At 45.8% G+C, this 24,222-nt stretch carries 20 protein-coding genes; 11 read left to right on the forward strand and 9 right to left on the reverse strand.

Translation table 11 applies throughout. From position 1 onward, the window contains the following. The 4 genes from ACX0G9_RS27480 to ACX0G9_RS27495 form a co-directional block, all read right to left on the reverse strand. Positions 1-263 (reverse strand): ribosome maturation factor RimM (locus tag ACX0G9_RS27480; RefSeq protein ID WP_459068186.1); only part of this gene is annotated, 263 nt, incomplete at its 3' end. Positions 264-412: 149 nt separating this feature from the next. Further along, positions 413-874, reverse strand: coding sequence for a 30S ribosomal protein S16 (gene rpsP / locus ACX0G9_RS27485; RefSeq protein ID WP_459068187.1), 462 nt, complete (start codon positions 872-874; stop codon positions 413-415). 345 nt (positions 875-1,219) lie between these two features. After that, positions 1,220-2,539 carry a signal recognition particle protein gene (ffh, locus tag ACX0G9_RS27490; protein WP_459068188.1) on the reverse strand — a complete coding sequence of 440 codons (1,320 nt, stop codon included), beginning with the start codon at positions 2,537-2,539 and terminating at the stop codon, positions 1,220-1,222. 430 nt (positions 2,540-2,969) lie between these two features. Beyond that, positions 2,970-3,845, reverse strand: coding sequence for a sigma-70 family RNA polymerase sigma factor (locus tag ACX0G9_RS27495; protein ID WP_459068189.1), 876 nt, complete (start codon positions 3,843-3,845; stop codon positions 2,970-2,972). Between the two features lie 408 nt (positions 3,846-4,253). On the opposite strand from ACX0G9_RS27495, the gene ACX0G9_RS27500 reads away from it, so the two are divergent. Beyond that, positions 4,254-4,634, forward strand: a complete 381-nt coding sequence (locus ACX0G9_RS27500) for an START-like domain-containing protein (protein WP_459068190.1) — start codon at positions 4,254-4,256, stop codon at positions 4,632-4,634. 677 nt (positions 4,635-5,311) lie between these two features. Here ACX0G9_RS27500 and ACX0G9_RS27505 read toward each other — a convergent pair. The 3 genes from ACX0G9_RS27505 to ACX0G9_RS27515 all read right to left on the reverse strand — a co-directional run bounded on the left by ACX0G9_RS27505 (position 5,312) and on the right by ACX0G9_RS27515 (position 7,977). Continuing rightward, complete coding sequence (locus tag ACX0G9_RS27505) at positions 5,312-5,968, reverse strand: hypothetical protein (RefSeq protein WP_459068191.1); 657 nt, start codon at positions 5,966-5,968, stop codon at positions 5,312-5,314. Then, positions 5,968-7,188 carry an AAA family ATPase gene (locus ACX0G9_RS27510; RefSeq protein ID WP_459068192.1) on the reverse strand — a complete coding sequence of 407 codons (1,221 nt, stop codon included), beginning with the start codon at positions 7,186-7,188 and terminating at the stop codon, positions 5,968-5,970. The genes ACX0G9_RS27505 and ACX0G9_RS27510 overlap by 1 nt, the downstream gene beginning before the upstream one ends. A 213-nt stretch (positions 7,189-7,401) precedes the next feature. Next, a complete protein-coding gene (locus ACX0G9_RS27515) occupies positions 7,402-7,977 on the reverse strand; it encodes a hypothetical protein (protein ID WP_459068193.1) in 576 nt (191 codons plus the stop codon). A 44-nt stretch (positions 7,978-8,021) separates the two neighbouring features. On the opposite strand from ACX0G9_RS27515, the gene ACX0G9_RS27520 reads away from it, so the two are divergent. Both ACX0G9_RS27520 and ACX0G9_RS27525 read left to right on the forward strand, forming a co-directional pair. Then, positions 8,022-9,947 (forward strand): LptF/LptG family permease, encoded by a 1,926-nt coding sequence (locus tag ACX0G9_RS27520; protein WP_459068194.1) that lies wholly within the window; start codon positions 8,022-8,024, stop codon positions 9,945-9,947. Between the two features lie 27 nt (positions 9,948-9,974). Next, positions 9,975-10,964 (forward strand): cation diffusion facilitator family transporter, encoded by a 990-nt coding sequence (locus ACX0G9_RS27525; protein WP_459068195.1) that lies wholly within the window; start codon positions 9,975-9,977, stop codon positions 10,962-10,964. 44 nt (positions 10,965-11,008) lie between these two features. Here the strand turns inward: ACX0G9_RS27525 and ACX0G9_RS27530 are convergent, their stop codons facing one another. Then, the gene (locus ACX0G9_RS27530) at positions 11,009-12,220 is read right to left on the reverse strand and encodes a hypothetical protein (RefSeq protein ID WP_459068196.1); all 1,212 of its coding nucleotides are present in this window, start codon (positions 12,218-12,220) and stop codon (positions 11,009-11,011) included. A 347-nt stretch (positions 12,221-12,567) separates the two neighbouring features. On the opposite strand from ACX0G9_RS27530, the gene ACX0G9_RS27535 reads away from it, so the two are divergent. The 4 genes from ACX0G9_RS27535 (at position 12,568) to ACX0G9_RS27550 (ending at position 20,075) form a co-directional block, all read left to right on the forward strand. Next, complete coding sequence (locus tag ACX0G9_RS27535) at positions 12,568-15,174, forward strand: GH116 family glycosyl hydrolase (protein ID WP_459068197.1); 2,607 nt, start codon at positions 12,568-12,570, stop codon at positions 15,172-15,174. Between the two features lie 33 nt (positions 15,175-15,207). Continuing rightward, a complete protein-coding gene (locus ACX0G9_RS27540; protein ID WP_459068198.1) occupies positions 15,208-16,956 on the forward strand; it encodes a hypothetical protein in 1,749 nt (582 codons plus the stop codon). Positions 16,957-16,981: 25 nt separating this feature from the next. Further along, positions 16,982-18,616 (forward strand): hypothetical protein, encoded by a 1,635-nt coding sequence (locus tag ACX0G9_RS27545; protein WP_459068199.1) that lies wholly within the window; start codon positions 16,982-16,984, stop codon positions 18,614-18,616. Between the two features lie 94 nt (positions 18,617-18,710). Continuing rightward, entirely contained in the window at positions 18,711-20,075 is a 1,365-nt protein-coding gene (locus ACX0G9_RS27550; protein WP_459068200.1) for a dipeptidase, read from the forward strand. Positions 20,076-20,142: 67 nt separating this feature from the next. On the opposite strand, the gene ACX0G9_RS27555 is transcribed toward ACX0G9_RS27550, so the two are convergent. Further along, positions 20,143-21,333 (reverse strand): glycoside hydrolase family 172 protein, encoded by a 1,191-nt coding sequence (locus ACX0G9_RS27555; RefSeq protein WP_459068201.1) that lies wholly within the window; start codon positions 21,331-21,333, stop codon positions 20,143-20,145. 569 nt (positions 21,334-21,902) lie between these two features. Between ACX0G9_RS27555 and ACX0G9_RS27560 the strand changes: the two genes are divergently transcribed. The 4 genes from ACX0G9_RS27560 to ACX0G9_RS27575 all read left to right on the forward strand — a co-directional run bounded on the left by ACX0G9_RS27560 (position 21,903) and on the right by ACX0G9_RS27575 (position 24,202). Then, positions 21,903-22,598, forward strand: coding sequence for a hypothetical protein (locus ACX0G9_RS27560; RefSeq protein ID WP_459068202.1), 696 nt, complete (start codon positions 21,903-21,905; stop codon positions 22,596-22,598). A 148-nt stretch (positions 22,599-22,746) separates the two neighbouring features. Continuing rightward, on the forward strand, positions 22,747-22,956 hold the full coding sequence (locus ACX0G9_RS27565; RefSeq protein ID WP_459068203.1) for a helix-turn-helix transcriptional regulator: 210 nt from the start codon (positions 22,747-22,749) through the stop codon (positions 22,954-22,956). Beyond that, on the forward strand, positions 22,949-23,266 hold the full coding sequence (locus ACX0G9_RS27570) for a HipA N-terminal domain-containing protein (RefSeq protein ID WP_459068204.1): 318 nt from the start codon (positions 22,949-22,951) through the stop codon (positions 23,264-23,266). The genes ACX0G9_RS27565 and ACX0G9_RS27570 overlap by 8 nt, the downstream gene beginning before the upstream one ends. 9 nt (positions 23,267-23,275) lie before the next feature. Beyond that, positions 23,276-24,202, forward strand: coding sequence for a HipA domain-containing protein (locus ACX0G9_RS27575; protein ID WP_459068205.1), 927 nt, complete (start codon positions 23,276-23,278; stop codon positions 24,200-24,202). Positions 24,203-24,222 lie beyond the last annotated feature (20 nt).

Below are 24,222 nucleotides of genomic sequence, written 5' to 3' on the forward strand. Positions count from 1 at the left end.
GAGAGCCAGACTTCCCTGGAAAGGATTTTTTTGGCGGCTTCTTTGGAATCGATGCCTTCCAGTTTGATATACAGGTCTTCGGCGCCCTTTATCTTGGTCGTTTCGATGAACCAGGGCAGCATTTCATCCTTTTTATCTTCCAGGAATATCGTCGTAAGTCCCTTCAGACTGGTTTTTTTACCCAGCCGGTGCTGCAGGATAAGTTCACCCTGGAGGCCGAATACGGCTACCAATTTTCCTATATTCCGGTAATTACTGCTCATATGATGGGCCTTCAGCCAGGGAACTATGTTCCCTTGAATGGTTATTTAATCACAAAAAAAATCAGGAGGTCAATAATCCGGCAATTCCGGGCTTACTTTCCTCCTGATACTAATTTCATTGTTTTGGTCCTGGACCCTTTGCATCGAGCCTAAGCCTGTGCAGCAGGTGCCGGAGTACCGCCTTCCTCTCTTCTCTCTACTCTTCTCACAGGAGGTCCGCCTGCCCTACGGGGGTATTTAGACTTTCTGTTATCTTCCTGGCGTTTCTTCATCTGGATCTCGTGTTCGGAGTGCCAGGTCTGGAATTTCACCATTGCGGTTGCGTCATCGAACAAGCCCAATTTCACACCACGCAATAAATGTTTCAGGTAAAGAACTCCCTTGTAAGATAAGATCCTGCGTACCGTGTCGGTAGGCTGAGCACCTTTGTGCAGCCAATCGAGCGCTTTTTGGCGATCTAATTGAACAGAAGCAGGAACAGTAAGGGGATTGTACGTACCGATCTTTTGGATGAACTTGCCATCTCTGGGCGCACGGCCGTCGGCTACTACGATGAAATAAAATGGTCTCTTCTTAGACCCGTGACGTTGCAGTCTGATTTTAACTGGCATTTTAAATAGAAATTTAAATGCGTGAACAATAAGGTTACTCTTTTTTCGGACGGCAAAGGTAGCCATCCGCTACTAATAATTCAAAAATAATACTTATCAAATAAACCTCGAAATGTAAGGTGCCATATTTTATGAACGGGCTTAAAAATTAACGATTTACCCAGATCCGCCACTTTTGCTTTAACAACCTTGCTCCATGAGCGGTGAATCCTGCGATTTATCTATTTCCTCCGCCCCAGGGCTCCCCCCATCGGCATCGTGAGTTGATCGTAAACCCGCATTTGCAAAAAGTAGCGTGTTTCCGATCAACCGTCTTATGATTGGCCTTTCAGGCCGATAAGATGCCTATTTCCGTCGCCCCAGGGCTCCTCCCATCGGCATCTTATTCATCATTTTCATCATTTGTTTCATTTGCTCGAATTGTTTCAGAAATGCGTTGATATCTTCCAGTTTTTTGCCGCTTCCCCCTGCAATCCTCTTTCTTCTGCTCTGATCGATCACATCCGGGTTGGTCCTTTCGAAGGGAGTCATCGAATTGATCATCGCTTCGATCCCTGCAAACGCATTATCGCTGATATCGATGTCCTTTACGGCCTTCCCAACACCCGGAATCATGCCTAAAAGGTCCTTGATATTCCCCATTTTCTTGATTTGCTCCAGTTGCTGTTTGAAATCCTCAAAATCAAACTGGTTCTTGCGGATCTTTTTTTCCAGCTTTTTAGCCTGAACCTCATCGAATTGCGCCTGGGCCTTTTCCACGAGGGTGGTAATATCCCCCATCCCGAGGATCCTTTGCGCCATTCTCTCGGGGTAGAATACGTCCAACGTATCCATTTTCTCCCCGCTGCTGATGAACTTTATCGGTTTCTGAACGGTGTATTTGATGGATAAGGCTGCCCCACCCCGGGTATCCCCGTCGAGTTTGGTCAGCACCACCCCGGTAAAGTCCAGGACATCATTGAAGGTTTTGGCCGTATTGACCGCATCCTGACCAGTCATGGAATCCACGACAAAGAGGATTTCCTGGGGATTGACGGCCTTTTTAATGGCCTCCACCTCTTTCATCATCACTTCGTCGATCGCCAGACGACCGGCCGTATCGATAATCACTACATTCTTATTTTTGCTCTTAGCCTCTTTTATAGCGGCCAGGACGATCTGCACCGCATCCTTGTTATCAGGCTCGTTGTAGACATCTACCCCGATCTGACCCCCAAGTACCTTGAGCTGCTCGATAGCCGCAGGACGATAGATATCTGCCGCAACCAGGAGCGGAGACAGGCCTTTCCTGGTTTTCAGGTAATTAGCCAGTTTGCCGCTGAACGTAGTTTTACCACTACCCTGCAGACCGGCGATCAGAATGACTGCCGGCGCCCCCTTTGCGTTCAGTTCGCTTTCGGTTCCGCCCATCAGTTCCACCAGTTCGTCCTTCACGACCTTGACCATCAACTGGCCGGGACTTACCGCCGTCAGCACTTTCTGGCCCAGGGCCTTTTCCCGGACGGTATCGGTGAAGTCCTTGGCTATCTTATAGTTGACGTCCGCATCGATCAGGGCACGACGGATATCCTTGACCGTTGCCGCGATATTCAATTCGGTAATGCGGCCCTCCCCCTTTATCTGCTTAAACGCCGACTCCAGCCGCTCCGACAAACTTTCAAACATACATGCGCTATTTATATTTTATCTAATAATGCTGCCCTTGGACCCTTCGGTCTCTGGGGCTATTCCCCTTGGTAAGCGCAGGGGGAATTTTGTTAAAAATATCCCCCCTTGCGCTTACCGTCTTATGATTGACCTTCGGTCTTTGGGGCTATTGCCCCAAAAGTAAAAGTGAATACAACCAGGTTATATTCACTTAAAAGAGTGGCAAATTTAGGGAATCTTAGGTGTATATTTTATTTCAAATTTTTTGTTGTTTAAAGGTTGTTTTAATAGGGTGTGATTACGGATTATTACCGAGCTCCCGGCGAAGGTAACCGAGTTTCGCTCAAAGAGCGGGACGAAGGTTACGAGCGGTAGCTCAAACGAGTGTTAAACAGTGTTTAACACGAAGTTCTTGCTGCCTTTTCCCCCCTTTAGGGGGCTAGGGGGCCTATACGCCCAAATAACTACGTAACATCTTGGAACGGTTGTTACTGCGTAATTTGGTGATAGCCTTGTCTTTGATCTGGCGCACCCTCTCCCGGGTCAGGTTAAAACGTTCTCCGATGTCTTCCAGGCTCATAGGATGGTCCACCCCGATGCCAAAAAAGAAACAGATGACTTCTTTCTGTCTTTCCGTAAGGGCTTTCAGCGAACGGTCGATCTCCATTTTCAGGGATTCTTTGTGTTCGATGTTCGTCTCCGCCCTTTCGGCATTGGGATTCTCCATTACGTCCAGCAAAGTGTTCTCTTCGCCTTCCGATAAGGGAGTGTCCATGCTTACATGACGACCTGAGATCCCCATTGTGGAAGAGACTTCCTCGATGTCCAGTTCCAATACTTCGGCCAGTTCCTCGGCTGAGGGCTCGCGTTCGAACAGCTGTTCCAATTGGGAAAAAGCCTTCTGAATGCGATTGGTGAGGCCTACTTTGTTGAGTGGAAGACGAACGATACGGGATTGTTCCGCCAGTGCCTGAAGGATACTTTGACGGATCCACCATACGGCATAAGAGATGAATTTAAAGCCCCTGGTTTCATCGAAACGCTGGGCCGCCTTGATCAGGCCTAAATTCCCTTCATTGATGAGATCCGGCAGCGACAGTCCCTGATTCTGGTACTGTTTGGCCACCGAAACCACAAAGCGAAGGTTGGCCTTGGTTAATTTGTCGAGAGCTTTTTGATCTCCCTGCTTGATCCGGACAGCAAGTTTCACTTCCTCTTCCGGGCTGATTAACTCTACTTTACCGATCTCCTGCAGGTACTTCTCCAAGCTCTGGGATTCACGATTTGTTATACTCTTCGTGATCTTGAGTTGACGCATGCTCATAGGCTTGAGGTCTTTAAAGGGTTTTAAAGGTTTATGGGTAATGTTTAATAGGATTCCTTGTAAAAACGTATAAATAGAGCTTTTCTTATACTAAAGACTGGCTGGTGGTTATAAAGATGTGAATAGCAATATACCCAATTCCGGATGTGTAACCAAAAATAATTTTATAAAATACTGGTACTCAGTCCATTTAGGATAAAAAAGTATCATAGTTGTTTAGTTTTGACTATTAAACACTGAGCGAAAAAAAGTTTTGATGGTTGAATTATTTTTATATTATTGCAATAATCGCCGGGTTTCTCCCAAATGGGGAGCGGTGGTGGTACCCTGGTAATTTCAAAAATTGCTGACTGAGGCGATAGAAAAGATTCCCGGGATGTTTGGTAACAAGATTCAATTGACAAATAGATGAGTAAGAAGCAGCTTTTCACATTAGAATTCCCAATAAGATGTTCCCCCTCCATTTTATATGACTTTTTAAGCTCACCCGCAGGACTGCAGGAATGGTTCGCAGATAAGGTTGACGAAAGAGATAAGGTTTACAGTTTTTCCTGGAATGGCACCACGGATAAGGCCGACATGCTCGAGAGTGAAACGGATAAGTTCATACGCTTTCACTGGACGCATTCTCCTAAAGAAGAATTTTTTGAGTTCCGCATCGAAAAATCAGAAGTGACGAATCTGACTATCCTCATTATAAAAGATTTTGCTGAAAAGAAGGAAATTAAAGATCAGAGTCAGCTTTGGAGTTCGCAGGTGAAGGATCTTTTTCACCGGTTGGGGAATTAGCCTCCCTGGGTTTTACACCGGCTGGTTCCTGATTACGTGGACTGCATATTTTGGCGTGCCCCGCCTACACTGGGTTGGGCTTTACTCGGCAAGTCCTCACCTATACTTTATTTAGGGCTCAACTTTGTTGGGCCCTTTTTCGTATGGCTCGCTTCGCTTACCTGGCTCCGGGCTTTTTGCTTCAATCCCTCACGTGGTTTCGTTGATACTTTTTCATTGGATGCTTTTTCGGGAGAGTTTTTTGTTCGGGAAATTTTCCAGGAAAATTTAGGAGGGGCAATTTTATTTAAATTATAGAGACATTGGGTCTGTAAAATCAATTGTGTCAGATTGCAATTTGGGTTCGTACTTAGGTAATAAATTTAATGGATACGTAAATTAGATACGAAGTACAAAGCAACAATAACGCTAAACAATAACTTCGGGAATAAATAAAACCTCTACATATTCCAAATCTTCTATTCCATCTGGATATTACTATTCCTGCCTGAGATAAAATAATCAAAGAGGCTAAATAGATAGCCAGGAAAGTAGGCAACCGTGTAATTCCTTGGGCAGTATCGGTAAAGAAGTAAGGGTCATGTGTTCCCAATAAATCAAACCAAATCCACCTAAATATCAAAAAGTAGACAATTGAAAAAAGAATAAAAATCATGAGAACCTCGTATTTATTTCTTTCATTTCACGATTTCATCTGAGCCTGACGCAATAGCCTTTGGCAGCTTTTGAATAAATATCTTAAGGCTTGGATTAAGCCCATACTTTTGCTTTAGCTCGCTATTCTTTTTCATACCCGTTGAGAAATCATCATAATGCCTTCCGCCCTGATAATTTTTTTGATGAAGAGAAAATCCTTTTGCGGTAGCTATCTTTTCGAGAGTATTTAGACAGTTAACCATTTTTGCCTGATGGGCGGAGTTGTTGGAATTAAAAGGCAGAAGCCAGCATTCCAGTTCGTGAACGCTTATGGCAAAGATGAATTTAGGTTTATTTTCTGTATAGAAGGGCTCTCCTATTTTCGTTATGAGGACAGCGGTCACTTGAGATATAAAGGAATCTATTTTTGATTCATCATCTCCTATTTGAGGCAATCCTTCCTTCCACTCCTCACATTTATCTGTATCGATCTGAATGATGATATAGTCAGAATTTTTAACTCCGGTCTGAAATTCTTCAGTGGAGAGAAACCGTAATACATTCCCCCATCCAACAGGTTCTTTTTCTTTTGGAAGCAATCGATTAAGTGCAAGGTTCTTGTCGTTATATAATCCAATTAAAAGATTTTTTACAACAATATGATCTGTCAGCCCTTCTCCCACAAATGCAAACTTCATTATTCTATAGTTTCTGGTTGCCCTCCTATATACCCCCTTATCCATGCCTCAGATAACTTTACCTCTTTTTGTTTGCCAATTTTATCTGCAATGGTCTCTCCATCCGAATTTCTTCTAACCACAAAAAGAGTTTGCTCCTCATCTTCAAGGTCTAGTCCATCTAACACAAAGGGGTTGTGGGTGGTTAATATGATTTGTTTATTATGATCTTTTGATAGCTTGATTAATATTTTAATTAGTTCTTCGCAAACTCTTGGATGAAAGGATGCCTCGATATTATCAATAGCAAAAAAGGAGGGAGTTTCCCTACTTACAAAAAGTGAAATATAAAATAGCAGGAACAGGAACCCCTCATTTACATTATTCTGATTTAGGTTTATTTCCGGGATATAACGGTCTTTAACAACTAAACTTTTTCTTCCGGAAGCTTTATCATAAATCGCCTCAAAATCGTCGAACCATTCTATGATATATAAATATCTTTTTAATTCGTTAATAGTATCAGGACCGTAGCTTTCACTTTCATTAAAGATTTGGAGCAAATTGAAAAGCCCTTCCCCTTTTATGCCTAAGGGTTTGATTTGACTTTCGTCTTCAAATTTCCGCAATGCACTTATTTCAGGGCTATAAATGATAAAATTAGCTAGGAATTCGTCATGGAAGTTGAGATCATGGATTCTATTTGTTCTATCCTGTGATAAAGGAGTCCCTAAAAATTCGGTTAATTCTTTTTCTCTTGGCCAACTTATGATTTCGCCAAACTGGAAGTTTTTATTATTTATTAGGTGTTCTATAGTTCTATCGTAAAGTTTAGGGTCTTTTCTTTTCATTTCGGAAAGTGCATCCAAAAAAATTTCAATAAATCTACCTTCCAAAATCCCTTTTTCTTTTACAACCCATTTTAGAACCGGCCCATCATCTTCTTCAATTGAAAACTGAATATCTTTTTCTGCAGTTTTAAATTGCAAGGAAATCTCCTTTGAAGCATTTGAAATTGAAAATGCGCTTTTCATTAAGGGAGAGTCAGAAGCTCTGATTCCCCTGGAGCTTAAAAATTCATTATCCAATTTATTAGCGGAAGCAGCAGCACCAAAAGCAATAGCCTCCAGGATATTGGATTTACCTGACCCGTTGGAACCAATTAGCACATTAAATCGGGTAAGGGGAATAGTTAATTCCTGAACCGATTTGAAATTATTGATGCTTATTTCTTTTATCAAAACCTTAAGAAATTTAATATTTTCAAAAATACCCAAAAATTGGCTAGCGAAAACAGGTAATTGTTGGTCACAAATTTTGGGGAAATGCTAATCATTTGATGACTTTGGTTACGGAAACGCTTAAATACTTTAATAGTTCAGTTTACGGAAAACTCATTTTAACTAACTGACTATTAAAAGAATATATCATCTAAACACAAAGAGAAATTACCGCTAAGTCGCCAAAACCGTCAGCGCCCCAAACAATTCCATCAGTTTTTCATGAATATTCCCAGCTTCCAGGGGACATTTTGCGGAAAGTTTTAGAAATGGGTGATTGGTCATCCTGCCTTCCAGATCGGATTCGTTAATTTCCTCTATGGGGGTATAATGATCCGCTTCGATTTCATGTTTCCATTCGTCGTCGGAAATGCTGATATGAAAACCCAATTCGCTTAATTTCTTCAGATTCTCTTTTATAACGGGCAGCAAGCTTTCCTGGAACCGGCCTTTCAGATGTAGGGTCACACTGAAATAATGCCCCCACCAGAAAAGGGTGCGAACGGCCAGAACATCCTCCCGGCCGAAAAGACGGGGGTAATCCAGGACGACATAGGGCAGGCCATTGTAGTTCTCCCCTTTGGAGATTTTGGGATTGGTGGTATGGGGCCAGAGGGACTTCATTTCCTCGCTGAGATCCGCGAAAAAAGCGATAATCCTGGCCATGGTCGCATTCTTTGTTAAAATCCAGGATGAGTCGCTGATCAATGCCAATTCCTCTGGTGAAAGTTGTAAATTTGCGGGATTCATACGTTAAAGATAACATCATTTCAGAAAGCCGGAATTCGAACCACTTGATAAAGCCGCTGATAAAAAAACTGGATCTTCTCATCATAAAAGCCTTTATCGGGCCTTTTATAGCCACCTTTTTCATAACGTTATTCGTATTGGTCCTTCAGTTCTTCTGGCTCTATATCGACGATATCGTGGGTAAAGGGGTGGATCTTTTCACCGTTTTGCGGCTGATCTCTTATGTGAGTGCCACCCTGGTGCCCCTGGCCCTGCCCCTGGCGGTATTGTTGTCGTCCATTATGACCTTTGGTAACCTGGGCGAGACTTTTGAACTGATTGCGATCAAAGCGGCCGGGATTCCGCTGCTCCGTTTTATGCGGCCTTTGTTCTTCGTCAGCCTGGTAGTCTGTTATATTGCTTTTCTGTTCAATAATAACCTGATCCCGATCGCCAATTTAAAAATGAATACCCTCAAATACGATATCATCATGAGCAAACCGGCCTTCGATATCAAGGAAGGGGTGTTTTATGACCGGATCGAGGGTTATGTGATCAAGATAGGTAAAAAGGAAAAAGACGATTCCACCATCCGCAGCGTGGTGATCTATGAACAGGATAATGCAGGGGTACAGGACGATATTATCGTAGCGGAAAAAGGGAAAATGGTTGTCTCAGCCAACAAAAAATTCCTGGTCTTTACCTTGCAGAACGGATGGACCTACCGGGAAAAGGGAGACCGGGGATCCCTCAATACGGAGTTTGTCCGGCTCGGCTTTAAGGAATATAAAAAAGTGCTGGATCTGACTTCCTTCAAATTAAACAAGACGGACGACAGCGCCTTTAAGAATAATTACATGATGCTCAGCATGCGCCAGCTGACCGGCAGGATCGATTCCCTGGAGAAGGTGAATATGTCCTACCTGCAGCGGGTATCCAGGGACATGAAGGCAACATTGAAATTCCCCAAAGCAATGGACAGTGCCTGGATCGCAGGGTTGCAAGCGCCTTCACTGGACTCGGCCAGGAAACGTTTTGACAGTGCCACCAAGGCCTATGCCAAGGCGACGGAAGAAAGGACAATCGCCGAAAACCGGGCCCGTGACTCGGTAAATAAGGTACGTGACTCCCTGGCGAAGAAAAACCACACTGGGTTGGCAGCCTGGAAAGGGAGAGATTCCCTGATTAAAGGACTGGATGGAAAACTGCTTAACGGAAACGATTTGGATTCTGCACGAAAATCCGGGATCGTAATTCTGCGCGATTCGGTGATGCGAACCCATGACACGGCTTTTGTGGCGAAGGTCCGGGACTCCATGCGGAGGATCCAGGATTCCATCAGTAAAGCCGCCGTAATGGGGAGGCCGGGCGGACCGGGCGGCAATGTCCAAACGGGCAATGCAACGAATAATCCCGCTAACCATAAAGACAGCGCCAGCAAACTGGCCGATGCCAATAAAAAGACGGCACCCAGGGTCATGACCTTCCTGGACATGCTTCCGGACAGCACCCGGAATTCTGTCCTGGACCGGACCATTTCCACCATCAACGGAGTGAAAAGCAACCTGGACCAACCAGCGTATTTATTTGAAAATGAAGAGAACGATCTCCGTCTGCACCTGATCGCCTGGCATGAAAAGTTAACCCTTTCGGTAGCCTGTCTGGTGATGTTCCTTATTGGCGCACCCCTGGGGTCGATTATCCGTAAAGGCGGGATCGGTCTGCCGCTGATCTTTGCCGTTGTATTCTTCGTTATCTTTTTCCTGCTGAATAATTTCGGGAAAAAGTTTGTCAAACAGGATGTGATGACACCCTTTGCCGGCATGTGGATGGCGACCTATGTACTGACTCCTATCGGGATCTTCCTCATTTACAAAGCCCTCCATGACTCACAATTGTTCAACAAGGAATTCTATTTCCGGGTTATCCGGGACATCCGGACGTTTATACAGAAACGCAAGGAAGCAAAATTAAAAGCCGCGGAAGAATAGTTATTATTTTTCAAGCAATCGTCTATTTTGGAAAAAAGCAAAGAAAACGTAAAATTCCAGCAAATCGTAGTAGCCGTAGCGGTCCTCCTTTTTGGGCTGAAAATCATTGCTTATTACCTGACTCAATCGGTTGCCGTACTGACGGATGCACTGGAAAGCACCGTGAACGTGATCGCTGGTTTCATCGGTCTCTATAGTCTTTATGTAGCCTCCAAACCCAGGGACGAAGACCATCCCTATGGACATGGTAAGGCCGAGTTCCTCTCGGCGGCCGTAGAAGGCTCCCTGGTCATCATGGCCGGGCTGATCATCATTTATGAATCGATCGTAAATCTTATCCATCCGCATACGATCCAGAAACTGGATAAAGGGATTATCCTGGTGGGCATTACTGCGGTGATCAATTTTGTAGTGGGCTCGATCAGCATTTACAAGGGGAAAAAGAACCAATCCATGGCCCTGGTTGCCAGCGGCAGACATTTGCGGACCGACACGTATTCCACCCTGGGGATCATCCTGGGATTAGGGATCATCTTATATACCAAAATGACCTGGGTGGATGGGGCCATATCGATTCTTTTTGCCGGGATCATCCTGTATACGGGTTACCGGATCCTGCGCAGCTCCATTGCTGGTATCATGGACGAGGCGGATATGCAGTTATTGGAGAAGATGATCGGCTGGCTGAATGCCAACCGGCGTAAAAACTGGGTAGACCTCCATAATTTCAGGGTTATCAAATACGGAGGTTTATTGCATGTCGATTGTCATTTGACGGTACCCTGGTATCTGAATGTAGTGGAAGCGCATACGGAGATCGACGCGCTGACGGCCCTGATCAGGACGGAGTTCGGAGAGGCGATGGAGTTCTTCGTGCATTCCGATGCCTGTATGGATTTCTCTTGTTTTATCTGCACCAAAGAAGATTGCGCAGTCCGTAAACACCCCTTTGAAAAACGGATCGAATGGACGATGAAAACTATCGTTCCAAATAAAAAACACCGACTGAGCGCTTAAAATCTTCAGACTTGAATCTTGCAGCTTGCGGCTTGCAGCTTAAATCACAACACTCTTTTCCTGCTCAGGTACCCCCTTAACGATTTCAGCATCAGTTTGAGTCCGGAGGCTCTGACGGGTTCAGGCTCAGGCAGCGCCTGGTAATATTTTAGTATAGCAGAAGACGGTGAGCCTTTATGACCGACCAGCAGATCGGCGAGCCGTTTGATTTCCCGGTTGAGATTCGTCTTATAGTTCACTCGTTTCTGCACCCGCATAAAGGCGACAATATAATCTACCAGGTCCTTCATCTGTTCTTCATTTTGCGGGGCAAAATTAAAGGTGTCGAGTTCCTGGCGAAGACTGCGGCCAATGGCACAGGCTCCTTCAAAATCCTCCTTTTTTTCCCGGATGCGTATTTCCTGTAAGGAAAATTTCACGAGACGGGGCAGGGCGGAGCCATAGGGTGGCAAGGCCTGGAGCCCATATAAATTCACATAGGCCGCCTTTTCCAGCTCTCCGAAACGGAGATAAACGGCCGCTTCATAAAAGAACAACGGACTTTGGGCGGAGCGATCAAAACGTTTCAATAATTTTTCATAAATGTCCCGCAAGGCCTCCTCATCATCCCTGGCCAGGGCATCTTTAGCCAGCCAGGTATAATATCTTTCCCAGGCGAACATGCCGGCCTTCTCCACCACCTCTTCAGGAAGGGTTATTTTCATAAAACTGGCGAGCGAGGCGGCCGCATCGGGATTCAATTCCGGCAGACAGGTGTCCAGCAAAGGCCTCAGGGAATCCGAATAGAAGATTTCTATGACGGTCGGATCGTCACCCCGTTTCAACCGGTGAAAAAGATGCTCCGCCTGGAAGTGCAGATCCAGATCGAATTTGTAGTAATCCTTGGCACTATCGTGGATGGCGATATGATTGTATTCCTTATTTTTTGCGATACTGTCGTAGAGGGCTATCCGCAGGTCCTGCCTGAAGGCGATCCCTCCTTCGACTTCCTCCACAAAGGCCGTTTCGCTCCTTAATCCTTCGCAAATAAAAGCAGCATGTTCGGTGGTGATATTTCCCATGCCGCAGGGTTCCGCCAGGATCATCCGGACAGCCTCCGGATCCAGCCGTCGCAGAAGAAGGGCGGGGATGGCAATCCTGCGCATATCGATGCCTTTGATAGATTCCAATCCAAGCTGTTCTAATAGTTGGGGAAGGGGTGTCTCATTGAGTTGGTAAAATAACCCGAATGAATAACTGTCACGATCGATGGTCATGAATGATTTTTTTGAATAAAAATGGAAATCTCATGCTACCGGCAGTCTAACCACGAAGGAAGGTTTAATCAGAGGGTCAAATTATTACGAAGAACAAAACAAAAAACCCATGCAACTGAGATCTGCAATTAAGGTCGTTAAGGAATCGATCGACAGGAATTTCGGGCAAAAACAGATTAGCAAGATAGTTAATGCGTTTTAAATCTTATAATAAATTTAAAAAAATTCTTAGAAATGACTAGGACTTTTCTACTAGGAGCGTGTTTTTATTATAGCACGGCTGGTATAGCTGCTGGTGAATGTCTTATTTTCACCATGATATTTAAATTAATTTATATATATCCAACATGAAAGGTCTTTCAAAAATCATCCTGGTGACCGCCTTCTGCGTCTTTCAAAACATGTTTATTTATGCCCAGCATTCTTATAATGGTCCTTATAGCGGCGAATATCTTCAGCGTGTAGCCTTCCCCATCGGAGGGATGGGAGCGGGCATGTTCTGTCTGGAAGGGACAGGGGCTATTTCGCATATGTCGATCAGACATTCGCCCGAGATCTTCAATGAACCCGATATGTTCGCAGCCATCTCGCTAAAGGGAAGCTCTGAGAATGCCAGGAATGCGGGAACCTCCGGGAACCCGGGAAATTCCGGAAATCCTGGACCCCAGGGCATTGCCAAGGTCCTGGAAGGCCCGGTACCGGGCTGGAAAAAATTCGGGCAATGGGGTGCCGCCAGAGGCGCGGAAGGAACCACTTTTGGCCTGGCCCGGTTTCGGGAAGCCGAATTCCAGGCGAGATTTCCTTTCGGGGAAGTCCGGTTAAAGGATAAAGATTTACCGCTTGGGGTAGTGATCAGGGGATGGAGTCCTTTTATCCCAACCGATGCAGATAATTCCAGTCTGCCGGTTGGTGGATTGGATTATGCCTTTACCAATACCGGGTCAACAACCATGGAGTATGTGTTTTCCTATAACGCCAAGAACTTCATGGCCCTTCAAAACAGCCGGGCGCCAAAAAATCCGGCCCTGGGCACCAACCAAATAAGGGCCACACCTAATGGTTTTATACTCAGCCAGGACCTCACCGAGAACTATCCCGAACAACAGGGTGATTTTGCCATCTGGACAGACGAGCCGGCCAGTGTTGATCATTGCTGGTTCCGGGGCGGATGGTATGATCCTTTGTCCATGGCCTGGAACAAGATCGGCAAAAGGGATACCGCTTCGGTAGCAACGGTAGAGAAAGAAGCACCGGGAGCATCTTTATATGTTCCCTTTTCGCTGAAGCCGGGCGAAACCCGGCATATACGCGTCCTGATGGCCTGGTATGTGCCCAATTCTCATTTGCGGGTCGGAGCGCCGGTCACCAAATCTTCGGACAGTGTGGTCAGGGATCTCTCCAAAGATCTCCCCTCCATTTATCATAAACCCTGGTACAGCAGCAAGTTCCATTCTATCGGCGAGGTCGTAAACTACTGGGGCAGCCAGTACGCTGCTTTATATAAGAATACTACCCTTTTCAGCGATGCCTTTTACCGGTCCTCGATGCCTCCGGAAGTTATGGAGGCGATAAGCGCCAATCTGACCATCCTGAAATCACCTACGGTTATGCGGCAGTATGACGGGCGTTTCTGGGGCTGGGAAGGTTGTAACGATAACCAGGGCAGCTGCGCCGGGTCCTGTACCCATGTATGGAATTATGCCCAGGCCCTGAGCCATTTATTTCCCGATATGGAACGTAGTATCCGTGAAACCGAATTCCGTGAGGATATGGACTCCATCGGTCACCAGAATTACCGCGCAGCTCTACCCATCCGCCCGGCGGGTCATGTCTATTATTCCCCTGCCGCCGACGGTCAGCTGGGAGGGATCATGAAGACCTACCGGGATTGGCGTATCAGCGGGGACAGCGCCTGGCTGCGCCGTCTTTATCCTAAAGTAAAGATCAGTCTCGACTATTGTATCCATACCTGGGATCCGCATCATCAGGGCACTATTACCGAACCGCATCACAATACCTACGATATCGAATTCTGGGGGGCCAATGGTATGATCACCAGTTTTTATCTCGGCGCCCTGGAAGCCATGATCCGGATGGGCGAATACCTGGATCAGAATGTGACCATCTACAAAGATTTATTGGCCAAAGGTCGTCCCATCGTGGAGCACGATCTGTATAACGGCGAATATTTTGTTCAGAAGATCCAATGGACAGGACTGAACGCACCGGACCCGGTGAAATTTGCGAAGGAGGCCCTGGATGGAGGAGAGGTTTATTCTCCCGAAGCAGAAACCTTATTGCAAAAAGAAGGACCAAAATATCAATATGGGAATGGTTGTCTTTCCGATGGTGTATTAGGCGCCTGGATGGCCAGGGTCTGCGGTTTGCCGGAACCATTGGACAGCAACAAGATCCGGAGTCATTTATCGGCCGTGTATAAATATAATCTGAAGACAGATCTTTCCGATTACAGCAATCCTCAGCGTCCTTCTTTTGCCCTGGGCAAGGAAGGGGGATTGTTGCTTTGCACCTGGCCCAAGGGAGGCCAGTTATCTCTTCCTTTTGTTTATAGTAATGAGGTGTGGACGGGCGTGGAATACCAGGCCGCATCACATTTAATTTGGGAAGGCAAGGTAAAGGAAGGGCTGGATATCGTACGTAATTGCCGTAACCGTTATGACGGTAAAGTGCGTGATCCCTTCGACGAATATGAGTGCGGGCATTGGTATGCCAGGGCCTTATCGAGTTATGCCTTGTTGGAAGCCCTGACGGGCGTACGGTATGATGCCGTCAACAGAACCCTGTATGTCCATTCCCGGATGGGAGATTTTACCAGCTTTTTGTCGACGGCAACGGGTTTTGGTAATGTGGTGTATTCCAAAGGCAAGGCGACGCTGAAGGTGGTGTATGGATCTATACCGGTGGAGAAGATCGTGATAGCCGGCCAACTGTAGTCTTACTGCAGCCCGGGTGGCTATATTTATTTAATGAAAACGGTCAATAAAAGTCTTACCAAAAACTGGGTCTTGTGGTCGGCGATCGCTGCATTCCTGTTACCGGTACTTGTCATAGAGTTTATGGTTATGCAAACGACACATGGTGTTTTTGCCTATCCCGTAGATGATACTTTTATTCACCTGGCGATTGCCAGAAACCTGGCCTTTTATGGCGTATGGGGGATCTCGCCGCATGAATTCGTATCGGCCTCCTCGTCCATTATTTACCCGCTGTTGCTGGGGTCCTCCATAAAAATATTCGGAGTACATACCTTCATCCCTTTTGTCATCAACATGATTGCGGGGGTCATTTTATTGGCTGTCATGCAGCGCTGGCTGGACAAACAGGAGGTCAAACCAACGGCTCAACTGATCGTTTTGCTGGCGGTCATTTTTCTCATGCCGCTGCCGGTCCTGGCTATGAGTGGAATGGAGCATGTCCTACAGCTTTTGTTTTGTTTTTTGTTCCTCACTACTTTTTCAGAAGGTCTCGAAAAGATCGTTCATTCCGGGAAAAAGGAAGGTAATTTTTCCTGGACGGTTTATCTCTATGCTGCGCTGCTGACGGCTACCCGTTTTGAGGGAGTAACCCTGGTTGGTTTGGCCTGTCTGTTGGTACTGACCCAACGCCGGTTTTTCCTGGCCATTCAACTAGGTCTTATTGCCCTGCTGCCCGTCCTGGTATTCGGGATGCTTTCGGTGTATAAAGGCAGTTACTTTTTCCCTAACTCCGTCCTGTTAAAATCAGGCGCACCTCCGTTAACTTTCGATGGTCTGTATTATTTTTTTACCGACGAACTTTTTAACAAACTTTCTTTTTCGACGATAGGCTGGATCACCGTGGCCACACAACGTCTTTTATTTATACTACCTCTCACCTATTTATTATTCCTCGATCAGACCAGAACGACTCTTCGCTACCGGTATATACTCCTTATCCTGATGGCGGGTGTGGGACTCCATTTAGTGCTGACAGGCAGCGGACGATTCCCCCGCTATGAAGCCTACCTGATCGGTTGCTCCGCTATCGGTGCCGGCGTGGTATACGCCAGGTACTGGCAGGAACTCCTGAACGGAAAACTATTATCCGGAAATTGGTTTACGATAAAAAATAAAACGGGAGACCTTGTCGCAACGGGTGACCCCATTACCGGTCCTGGAAAACTCTGGAAGGCCGGGCCATCTGGAAATCTGCCGGGAGGAAATCTGCCGGCTGCACAATGGGCCGCCCTTTTTATTGCCTTGTTCCTTTTATTCCCAATCCTGATCCGTAGCAAAAACGCCTTAATGGATGTGGGCCGGCAATGTGTAAACATTTACCAGCAGCAATACCAGATGGGCAGGTTCCTGGGCCAGCATTACCCAACCACTCCTATCGCCATGAACGATATCGGAGGGCCATCCTTTTTCACCAGCGGAAAAAATGTCGATATGTGGGGATTAGGAAATATTGAGGTAACAAAGAGCGTAAAGAAAGGTTATTATGGTCCGGATTTTCTGAACTGGCTGACCAAAAAAGACAGCGTGAAAGTGGCTGTCGTATTCGAACGTTATTTTCCACCAGCACTCCTGGAGCGTTGGGATAAGATCGCCTCCTGGCAGATCATGGATAATCTTATTTGCGCCGATGACAGTGTTTCCTTTTATGCAGTGGACAAGAAGGCCGGCCCGGATTTGAAAAAGAATTTGCATGCTTTTCAATCATCGCTTCCACAGGGAGTAGTGGTACGGTATTATTGATAACCTATTATTTTAAACCTTATCTATGACCGCATTCCTAAAATTATTTAAGAGTTGGGTGGTATGGGTTGCCTTCGTCGCTTTTCTGACCCCCGTAATTATTATCGAAGCAAAGGTTCTTTCCGATACCAAGGGTACTTTTTCCTACCCGGTGGACGATACGTTTATCCACCTGGCCATCGCCAAAAATCTTGCTTTTCATGGTTCCTGGGGGATCAGGCCCGGTGAGTTCACTTCGGCCTCTTCTTCCCTGACCTTCCCGATCATCCTGGCTGCTGCGTTACGGATCTTCGGCGATCATAGTATCCTGCCCTTTTTGATCAATATCGTGGCGGCCATCCTTTTGCTGTTGGTCATGCATAACTGGCTGGTCAAAAAGGCGATCCCTCCCCTGCCCCGTTTGTTTATTTTATTGGGCGTTATTTACCTCACTCCCCTTCCTTCATTGGCCGTGTTGGGCATGGAACATACGCTTCAGCTCCTGTTCTGTTTCCTGTTCATCACCACTTTTTCCGATGAGCTGGCGGAATTGGTAAAAGCCGACAGCACGGGTTCCTCCGGTAAAGAATGGAGTTTTTCCTGGAAAGTATATCTCTTTGGAGCCCTGATGACGGCTACCCGTTATGAAGGCATGTACCTGGTGGCGGTTGCCTGTCTGATCGTGCTGCTTCACCGGCGCCTGATCCTGGCCTTTCAGTTGGGTTTGCTCTGTGTCCTCCCCATTTTCATTTTTGGTTTTATTTCGGTTTACAACGGGAATTATTTTTTCCCCAATTCCGTCTTATTAAAATCGGGTGCGCCGCCGATGACATTCGATGGTTTGCTGGATTATTTCACCGATACCTGGTATGTAAAATTATCCTATTCCATTGCCGGTTATATTACGATTGCGACACAACGTTTGTTATTTCTGCTGCCGCTTGCCTTTTTAATCACCTTTAACAGAACCCGGCAAGAACCCGCTTACCGGTACATCCTCATTTTGCTGACGACAGCGGTCATGTTTCATTTATCTTTTACCGGTTATGCCGGATTCCCCCGTTATGAAGCCTACCTGATCGGCTGTTCGGTGTTTATCCTGGGGGTTATGACTGCCCAATATGGCAGGGAACTTGTCCGGGGAAGAACGGGCATGACCCGACTGGTGATCGGCTCGCTGACCGTATTCCTTGTATTTCCCCTTTTCCTGCGAGGTTGGAATTCCTTCCAGACCCTGGGTCAGGCCTGTATCAATATTTTTGATCAGCAGATCCAGATGGCCCGTTTCTTACATACCAACTACAACCATCAGCCGGTGGCCCTCGGGGATATAGGCGCGGTCTCTTATTTAACGGAAGGAAAAAATCTCGACCTGGTCGGTCTCGCCAATATGGAGGTGGCCAGAAGTAAAAGGGAGTTTTATTATACCCCGGATTTTTTGGATTCGATCAGCCGGCGCGATGGTATACAGATCGCCATTGTCTATGACCGGTTCAACAGCCCCTATCTTTTACAACGATGGAATAAGATCGCCACCTGGCAGATCCAGAACAATGTCACCTGCGGGGATGCCATCGTTTCCTTTTATGCGGTGAAACCTTCCGCCGCACCTGATCTGAAGAAGAATCTGCTGACCTATCAGCATTTGCTCCCGAAGGGGGTGGAGGTGAAGTATTATTGACTTGTATCCCGTTTTTTTCAAAAGCTGTATATTTGCTGCCCCTGTCGCAGGGCGGCAGTATTCATCATTCCATTACTTTAAAAATCATTCGGATATGCAAGCTTGGAAAGACTACCAGGATAAGAATAAAGACCGTTTTCTGACCGAATTACTCGAACTGCTCCGCATCCCTTCGGTGAGTGCCCGCAGCGAACATAAAGCGGATATGGAAAAATGTGCCGAACTGGTCAAACAGCGGCTATTGGAGGCCGGCGTGGGCACCGCTACCATCTACCCTACTGAAGGTCATCCGGTGGTCTATGCCGAAAAGATCGGCGATCCTTCCAAACCTACCGTTCTCGTGTATGGCCATTACGATGTACAACCGGCGGAACCGCTGGAGCTCTGGCATAGCGGTCCTTTCGATCCGGTGATCAAGGATGGCAAGATCTATGCGCGCGGGTCCGCAGATGATAAGGGACAGTTCTATATGCATGTAAAGGCCCTGGAGATCATGGTGAAGACCAATTCCCTGCCTACCAATATCAAATTTATCATCGAAGGAGAAGAAGAGGTCGGCAGTCCCAATCTGGCCAAATTTGTATCGGCCCATAAGGATCTGTTAAAGGCCGATGTGATCCTGATCAGCGATACCTCTATGCTCAGTATGGATACACCATCCATCGACGTTGGGGTCAGAGGGCTGTCTTATATCGAAGTGGTAGTGACCGGTCCGGACAGGGATCTGCACAGCGGCGTTTATGGCGGCGCGGTAGCCAATCCCATTACCATCCTGGCCCGGATGATCGCCTCTTGTCATGATGAAAATAACCATATCACCATTCCCGGTTTCTATGACGATGTGGTGGAAGCCAGCCCGGCCGAACGCAAACTGATGGCGGCTGCGCCCTTCGATGAAGAAGAATACAAAAAAGACCTGGGGATTCAGGCCTTGTACGGCGAAAAAGGTTATTCCACCAATGAAAGGACCGGTATCCGCCCTACCCTGGAACTGAACGGCATCTGGGGTGGTTATACCGGCGAAGGATCAAAGACGGTATTGCCGTCCAAGGCATCGGCCAAAATCTCCGCCCGTCTCGTACCCAATCAGTCTTCCGTTAAAATCACTGCAAAACTGCTGAACTATTTTAAGAGCATTGCTCCGGCAGGAGTGACCATCACGGCTGAAGAACATCATGGCGGCGAACCCTATATGACCCCGATCGACAGCAAGGCCTACCAATCGGCAGCCAAGGCAATTGAGACGACCTTTGGCAAAGCACCGATCCCGGTACGCGGCGGAGGCAGCATACCGATCTGTGCTCTTTTTGAAAAAGAGTTAGGCGTAAAGATCGTATTCATGGGTTTTGGCCTGGACAGCGATAACCTGCACTCGCCAAATGAAAAATACGGTTTGGAGAACTATTACAAAGGCATCGAGACGATACCTTATTTTCATCAATTCTTTGCTGAGAAATAAATAAGTCCTTGCTAAATAAAAAAGCTTTGGAGTTTCCAAAGCTTTTTTATGTAAGGTGGTTTCAGATTTAATTGATGGCTAATTTTTCTTTTTCTGGCAAACCGGGATAAGGAGTATGCGGCCCCAGCTGATACCAGAATACGGTAGACGCGATATCATTACCGGGCATGGGCTGGGTTGAACTTGCCTTATTCCAGCCTGAAGGCTGAATGGTGACCTTAATACCTTTTTTGAAATGGATCGGGTCTGCGATATGCCACCGGTAAAGCCCATAACGATGTACCAGGCTGTTCGGTTCCTTTCCTTTCCCGCTCAGGATCTGAGGCAGGCCGGAATAAGGGGTGGAGAATTCGACATAATCAGTCATGACCATTCCTGCCTGTTTTTTATCCGGAATCTCCATCTGGTAGAAACCGCAGAAATAATTTTCGGTGCCAAAACCAGTGGCCGAGGGTGATTTCTTACCGTCATCCATACAGAACCTGATCTCTCCTTCACCCCGCCAGGAATTGCAGTTCACCCCCCAGGCCAGGTAAGTGCCCACATACTGACCTTTCCCTTTAATGTTATCGACCAGCACATATTCTGATTGGTCAGGTGAGGGTTTTATCCGGCGGAATTGAGCATGAAAATAACCGGCATCGGCGGATACTTTGGTGAGCGTATAATCCACCTGGTAAAATAAACTGATGTCATCATCTCCTACATTTTCGATGGTGATCCGGCATTTTTTCCGGAAAGGCATCGGCCAGTAACAGTTAAAGGCGTTGCCGGGATTTACACAGACCGCCAGGGACTGCATGGGAGCATATTGCCCCCAGCCCATACAAAAAAAGTCGCCCACCGGCACTTCTACGGAAGGGTCCTTTTCACCGTCCCAATAAAACCGGAGGATGGAATACCGCCAGTTTCCCGTGGGAGTCATCCTTATATGCTGAATGGAGCCGGAACCATCCATCTCAGCCACCGTGTAAGTGGTCTTTGCTTTAATAATGACTCCGGGACTTTCGTTCCAGCCCTGGTCGGGGTCGGTGGGACCCGAAGGATAATTTTTTTGGCGGGTGCCTCCCCCTCCTTCCGCGCCGGTGCTGTTTTCCGGGCTTATCGATCTCGATCTGGCAGCAGTGACCCGAAAAATATTGGCGATGTTCTCACATGGGCCATTCGGTTTGGCCTGGGGCAGGACGGTAAGACCACTGGACAACAGCAGGGCTAGCAGCAGCACCGATCTGCTGTCGTTCGTTAGATTCTTTGACATAGGTAGGTTCATTTTTTGATTTTATAGTATAAGGTTAAACGTTTAAGCAACTTTTCCCGAAAGACAACCTGTTGTTTGAATCTTAAGTGAAATCCAAAAACAGGGTTTACTACGTATATGTAATCACAATTGCTAAGATCGGAGCCATCCGACAAAAAGGTTTGTACTACTAAAACAGTTCGTGTGCCGACAAAAAGCACGAGAGAATTGAGTTGCCTTAGATCTGAACGAAGGATTTTTATTTATCCTTTTACTTACTCTTCAGATGAATTTTGTCCTTTACATAAAATACTTACCGACAGGTTTTGGAAAAGGGTTTCCAAAAATAAGGTTTTTCGTTAATATGGAGCGGCAAAGGGCCTGTTTTAAGCCAATAAGGGCATTTAAATTGATTTTTTACATGGATACCCTTAGGGTATCTTTCTCCTTTCCCTTAAAATCGTAGCCGGCAGGTCGTCCCTGCATACCTAATTTTTCCTATATTTGACTCCCCTTCACAACTGATTTGCTGTAAAAGCTACCTGTCTCAGCACGTATTTAACCGCTTACACTTAACCAAAAGGATCTTTATGAGACAGTTCATTTCCCGCAAGGGGCTCCTGCTTAGCGTCTTTTTATTCATCGCTTTTTTGCTGGCCACCCTTCCCTGTTTTTCCTCCGAAAAAGTAACGGTAACCTCTAATCCGCAAAGCGCCCGGATCTATGTGGATGGCATTCAAATGGCCTCGGGCAAGGTAATCGTAAAGATTCCCAAGGGTGCCTGTGTAACGGTGGAAGTAAAATCAGAGGGTTATATCCCGGAAATAAGGACCTACTGCAATAAAAAAGGCGTTACCGATCCACCTTCCTCCGATTATATCCAGTTACAGGAAGATGAATCCTATACTTCTTCCATCGAGTCGAATATTGCTAATACCGAAGTGCAGATCAATGTCAAACCGTCCAAATCCAAGGAAGACGCCTGGAAGGAAATTGTTAGCACCGTGCTGGAAAAATTCGACGTGCTGGAGAACAGCGATGAAAAAGCCGGCTATCTGCGTACCGCCTGGGTAGGCATGTCCTTTAAATCCAATACGATCCGGATCCGTTTTATTGTCAAACAATCCTCCGAATCGCCGCTGGTCTACCGGGTGAAATTTGTTTCGGAGGCTTCCGGGAAATCGTCCACGCCTTATAATGCCGATGAACAATACCGATCGTTTAACCGGATACTGAAGAAATATGATGGGTTCCTGGATGAGCTGACGACGAGATTGAAGAATTAGGGGGATTATACCCTTTAAAGTATAATACGGTAATTTATCTTCTATAATATACCCATTTGGGTATATTATAGAAGATTTTTAGCTTTCTATACCCTGTAAGGTATAAATCACATAATTTACGCTATCTTTATACCCCAAAGGGTATAGAATGACGAAATTATCAAAATTCATAAAGGAAAAAAGAAAGCAACATAATCTAACGCAGGAAGAGCTGTCGGCAAAATCAGGAATAGGTCTACGTCTGATAAGGGAAATTGAACAAGGCAAGACAACTATGCGCATGGATAAAGTGAATCAAATCCTGGCCTTATTCGGAATGGAATTGTTACCTGGTACTAAAACAACCAACGATGAATAAAAAAGGATTAGTATATTATGAGGATCAATTGGCCGGCATCATTACTGAAAATTATGATGGGTATAGCTTTGCGTATGATAAGGAATATATTAAAGCTGGGGGCAAACCTGTAAGTCTTACCCTACCAATTGCTAATGGAACGTATGGCAATAAGACCTTGTTTCCTTTTTTCGATGGATTGATTCCGGAAGGATGGCTGCTGAATCTGGCAGCCGATCATTGGAAATTGGATAGGATGGATCGATTTGCCTTGTTATTGACTCTTTGCAGAGATTGCATCGGAGCCGTCAGTGTAATACCAGAATCTTAAAATTTATCTATGCCTGTTTGTTGGTTTTGTTATAAAGAGACTGATATTGTTTATCATCCGGAATGTTCCAAAAAGTTTTTTGGAAACCCGACAGTTCCGGAGCTGCAGTTGGATGATAAACTATTACAGGAGCTTGCCGAAAAAAATATTAATCAACGGATCGCTGTAACAGGAGTCCAACCTAAATTATCCGTGACGCTGGAAAAGGCGACAACTGGAAAAGACAGATTAACCATTGTCGGATTATGGGGAGAATATATATTAAAGCCGCAACAAGAACAATACCCATACATGCCGGAAACAGAAGATCTGACCATGCACCTGGCCTCGGCTTTTAAAATACCGGTTTGCGATCATTCGCTTATGCGGGCCACAGACGATAGTTTGGTATACCTGGCCAAACGATTCGATAGAAATAAAGGCCGAAAGATCCACATGGAAGATTTTTGTCAGTTAATGGAATTCCCAACAGAAAACAAATACAAAGGGTCATATGAGAAGGGAGGAAAATTAGTGCTCAACTATTGTACGAATAAAGGGTTAGAGGCACTGTCCTATTTTGAATTGATATTATTTTCTTATTTATCAGGCAATAATGATATGCATTTGAAAAATTTTTCGTTATTGTATAAAGGCGATACGGTATCCTTGAGCCCAGCTTATGATTTGCTTAATGTGACACTTATTAACCCAAAAGATAAAGAGGAATTGGGGTTATACCTGAATGGAAAAAAGTACAGGATTAAAAAGACCGATTTTTTAGTACTTGGCAAATCTCTAAATATACCTGACAAGGTAATGGAAAATACCTTTATACGATTCGCCGCCCAAAATCAAAAGGTTCTAAATCTCATAAACAGTTCCTTCTTAGGCGAAAAAGAAAAAGAGAAATACCAGGAAATTTGGCTCTCCCGGCAAAAATTATTAGCGGAATAAAAAGTAAAAAAACCAATCTA

The sequence above is a fragment of the Flavitalea flava genome (assembly GCF_054461575.1).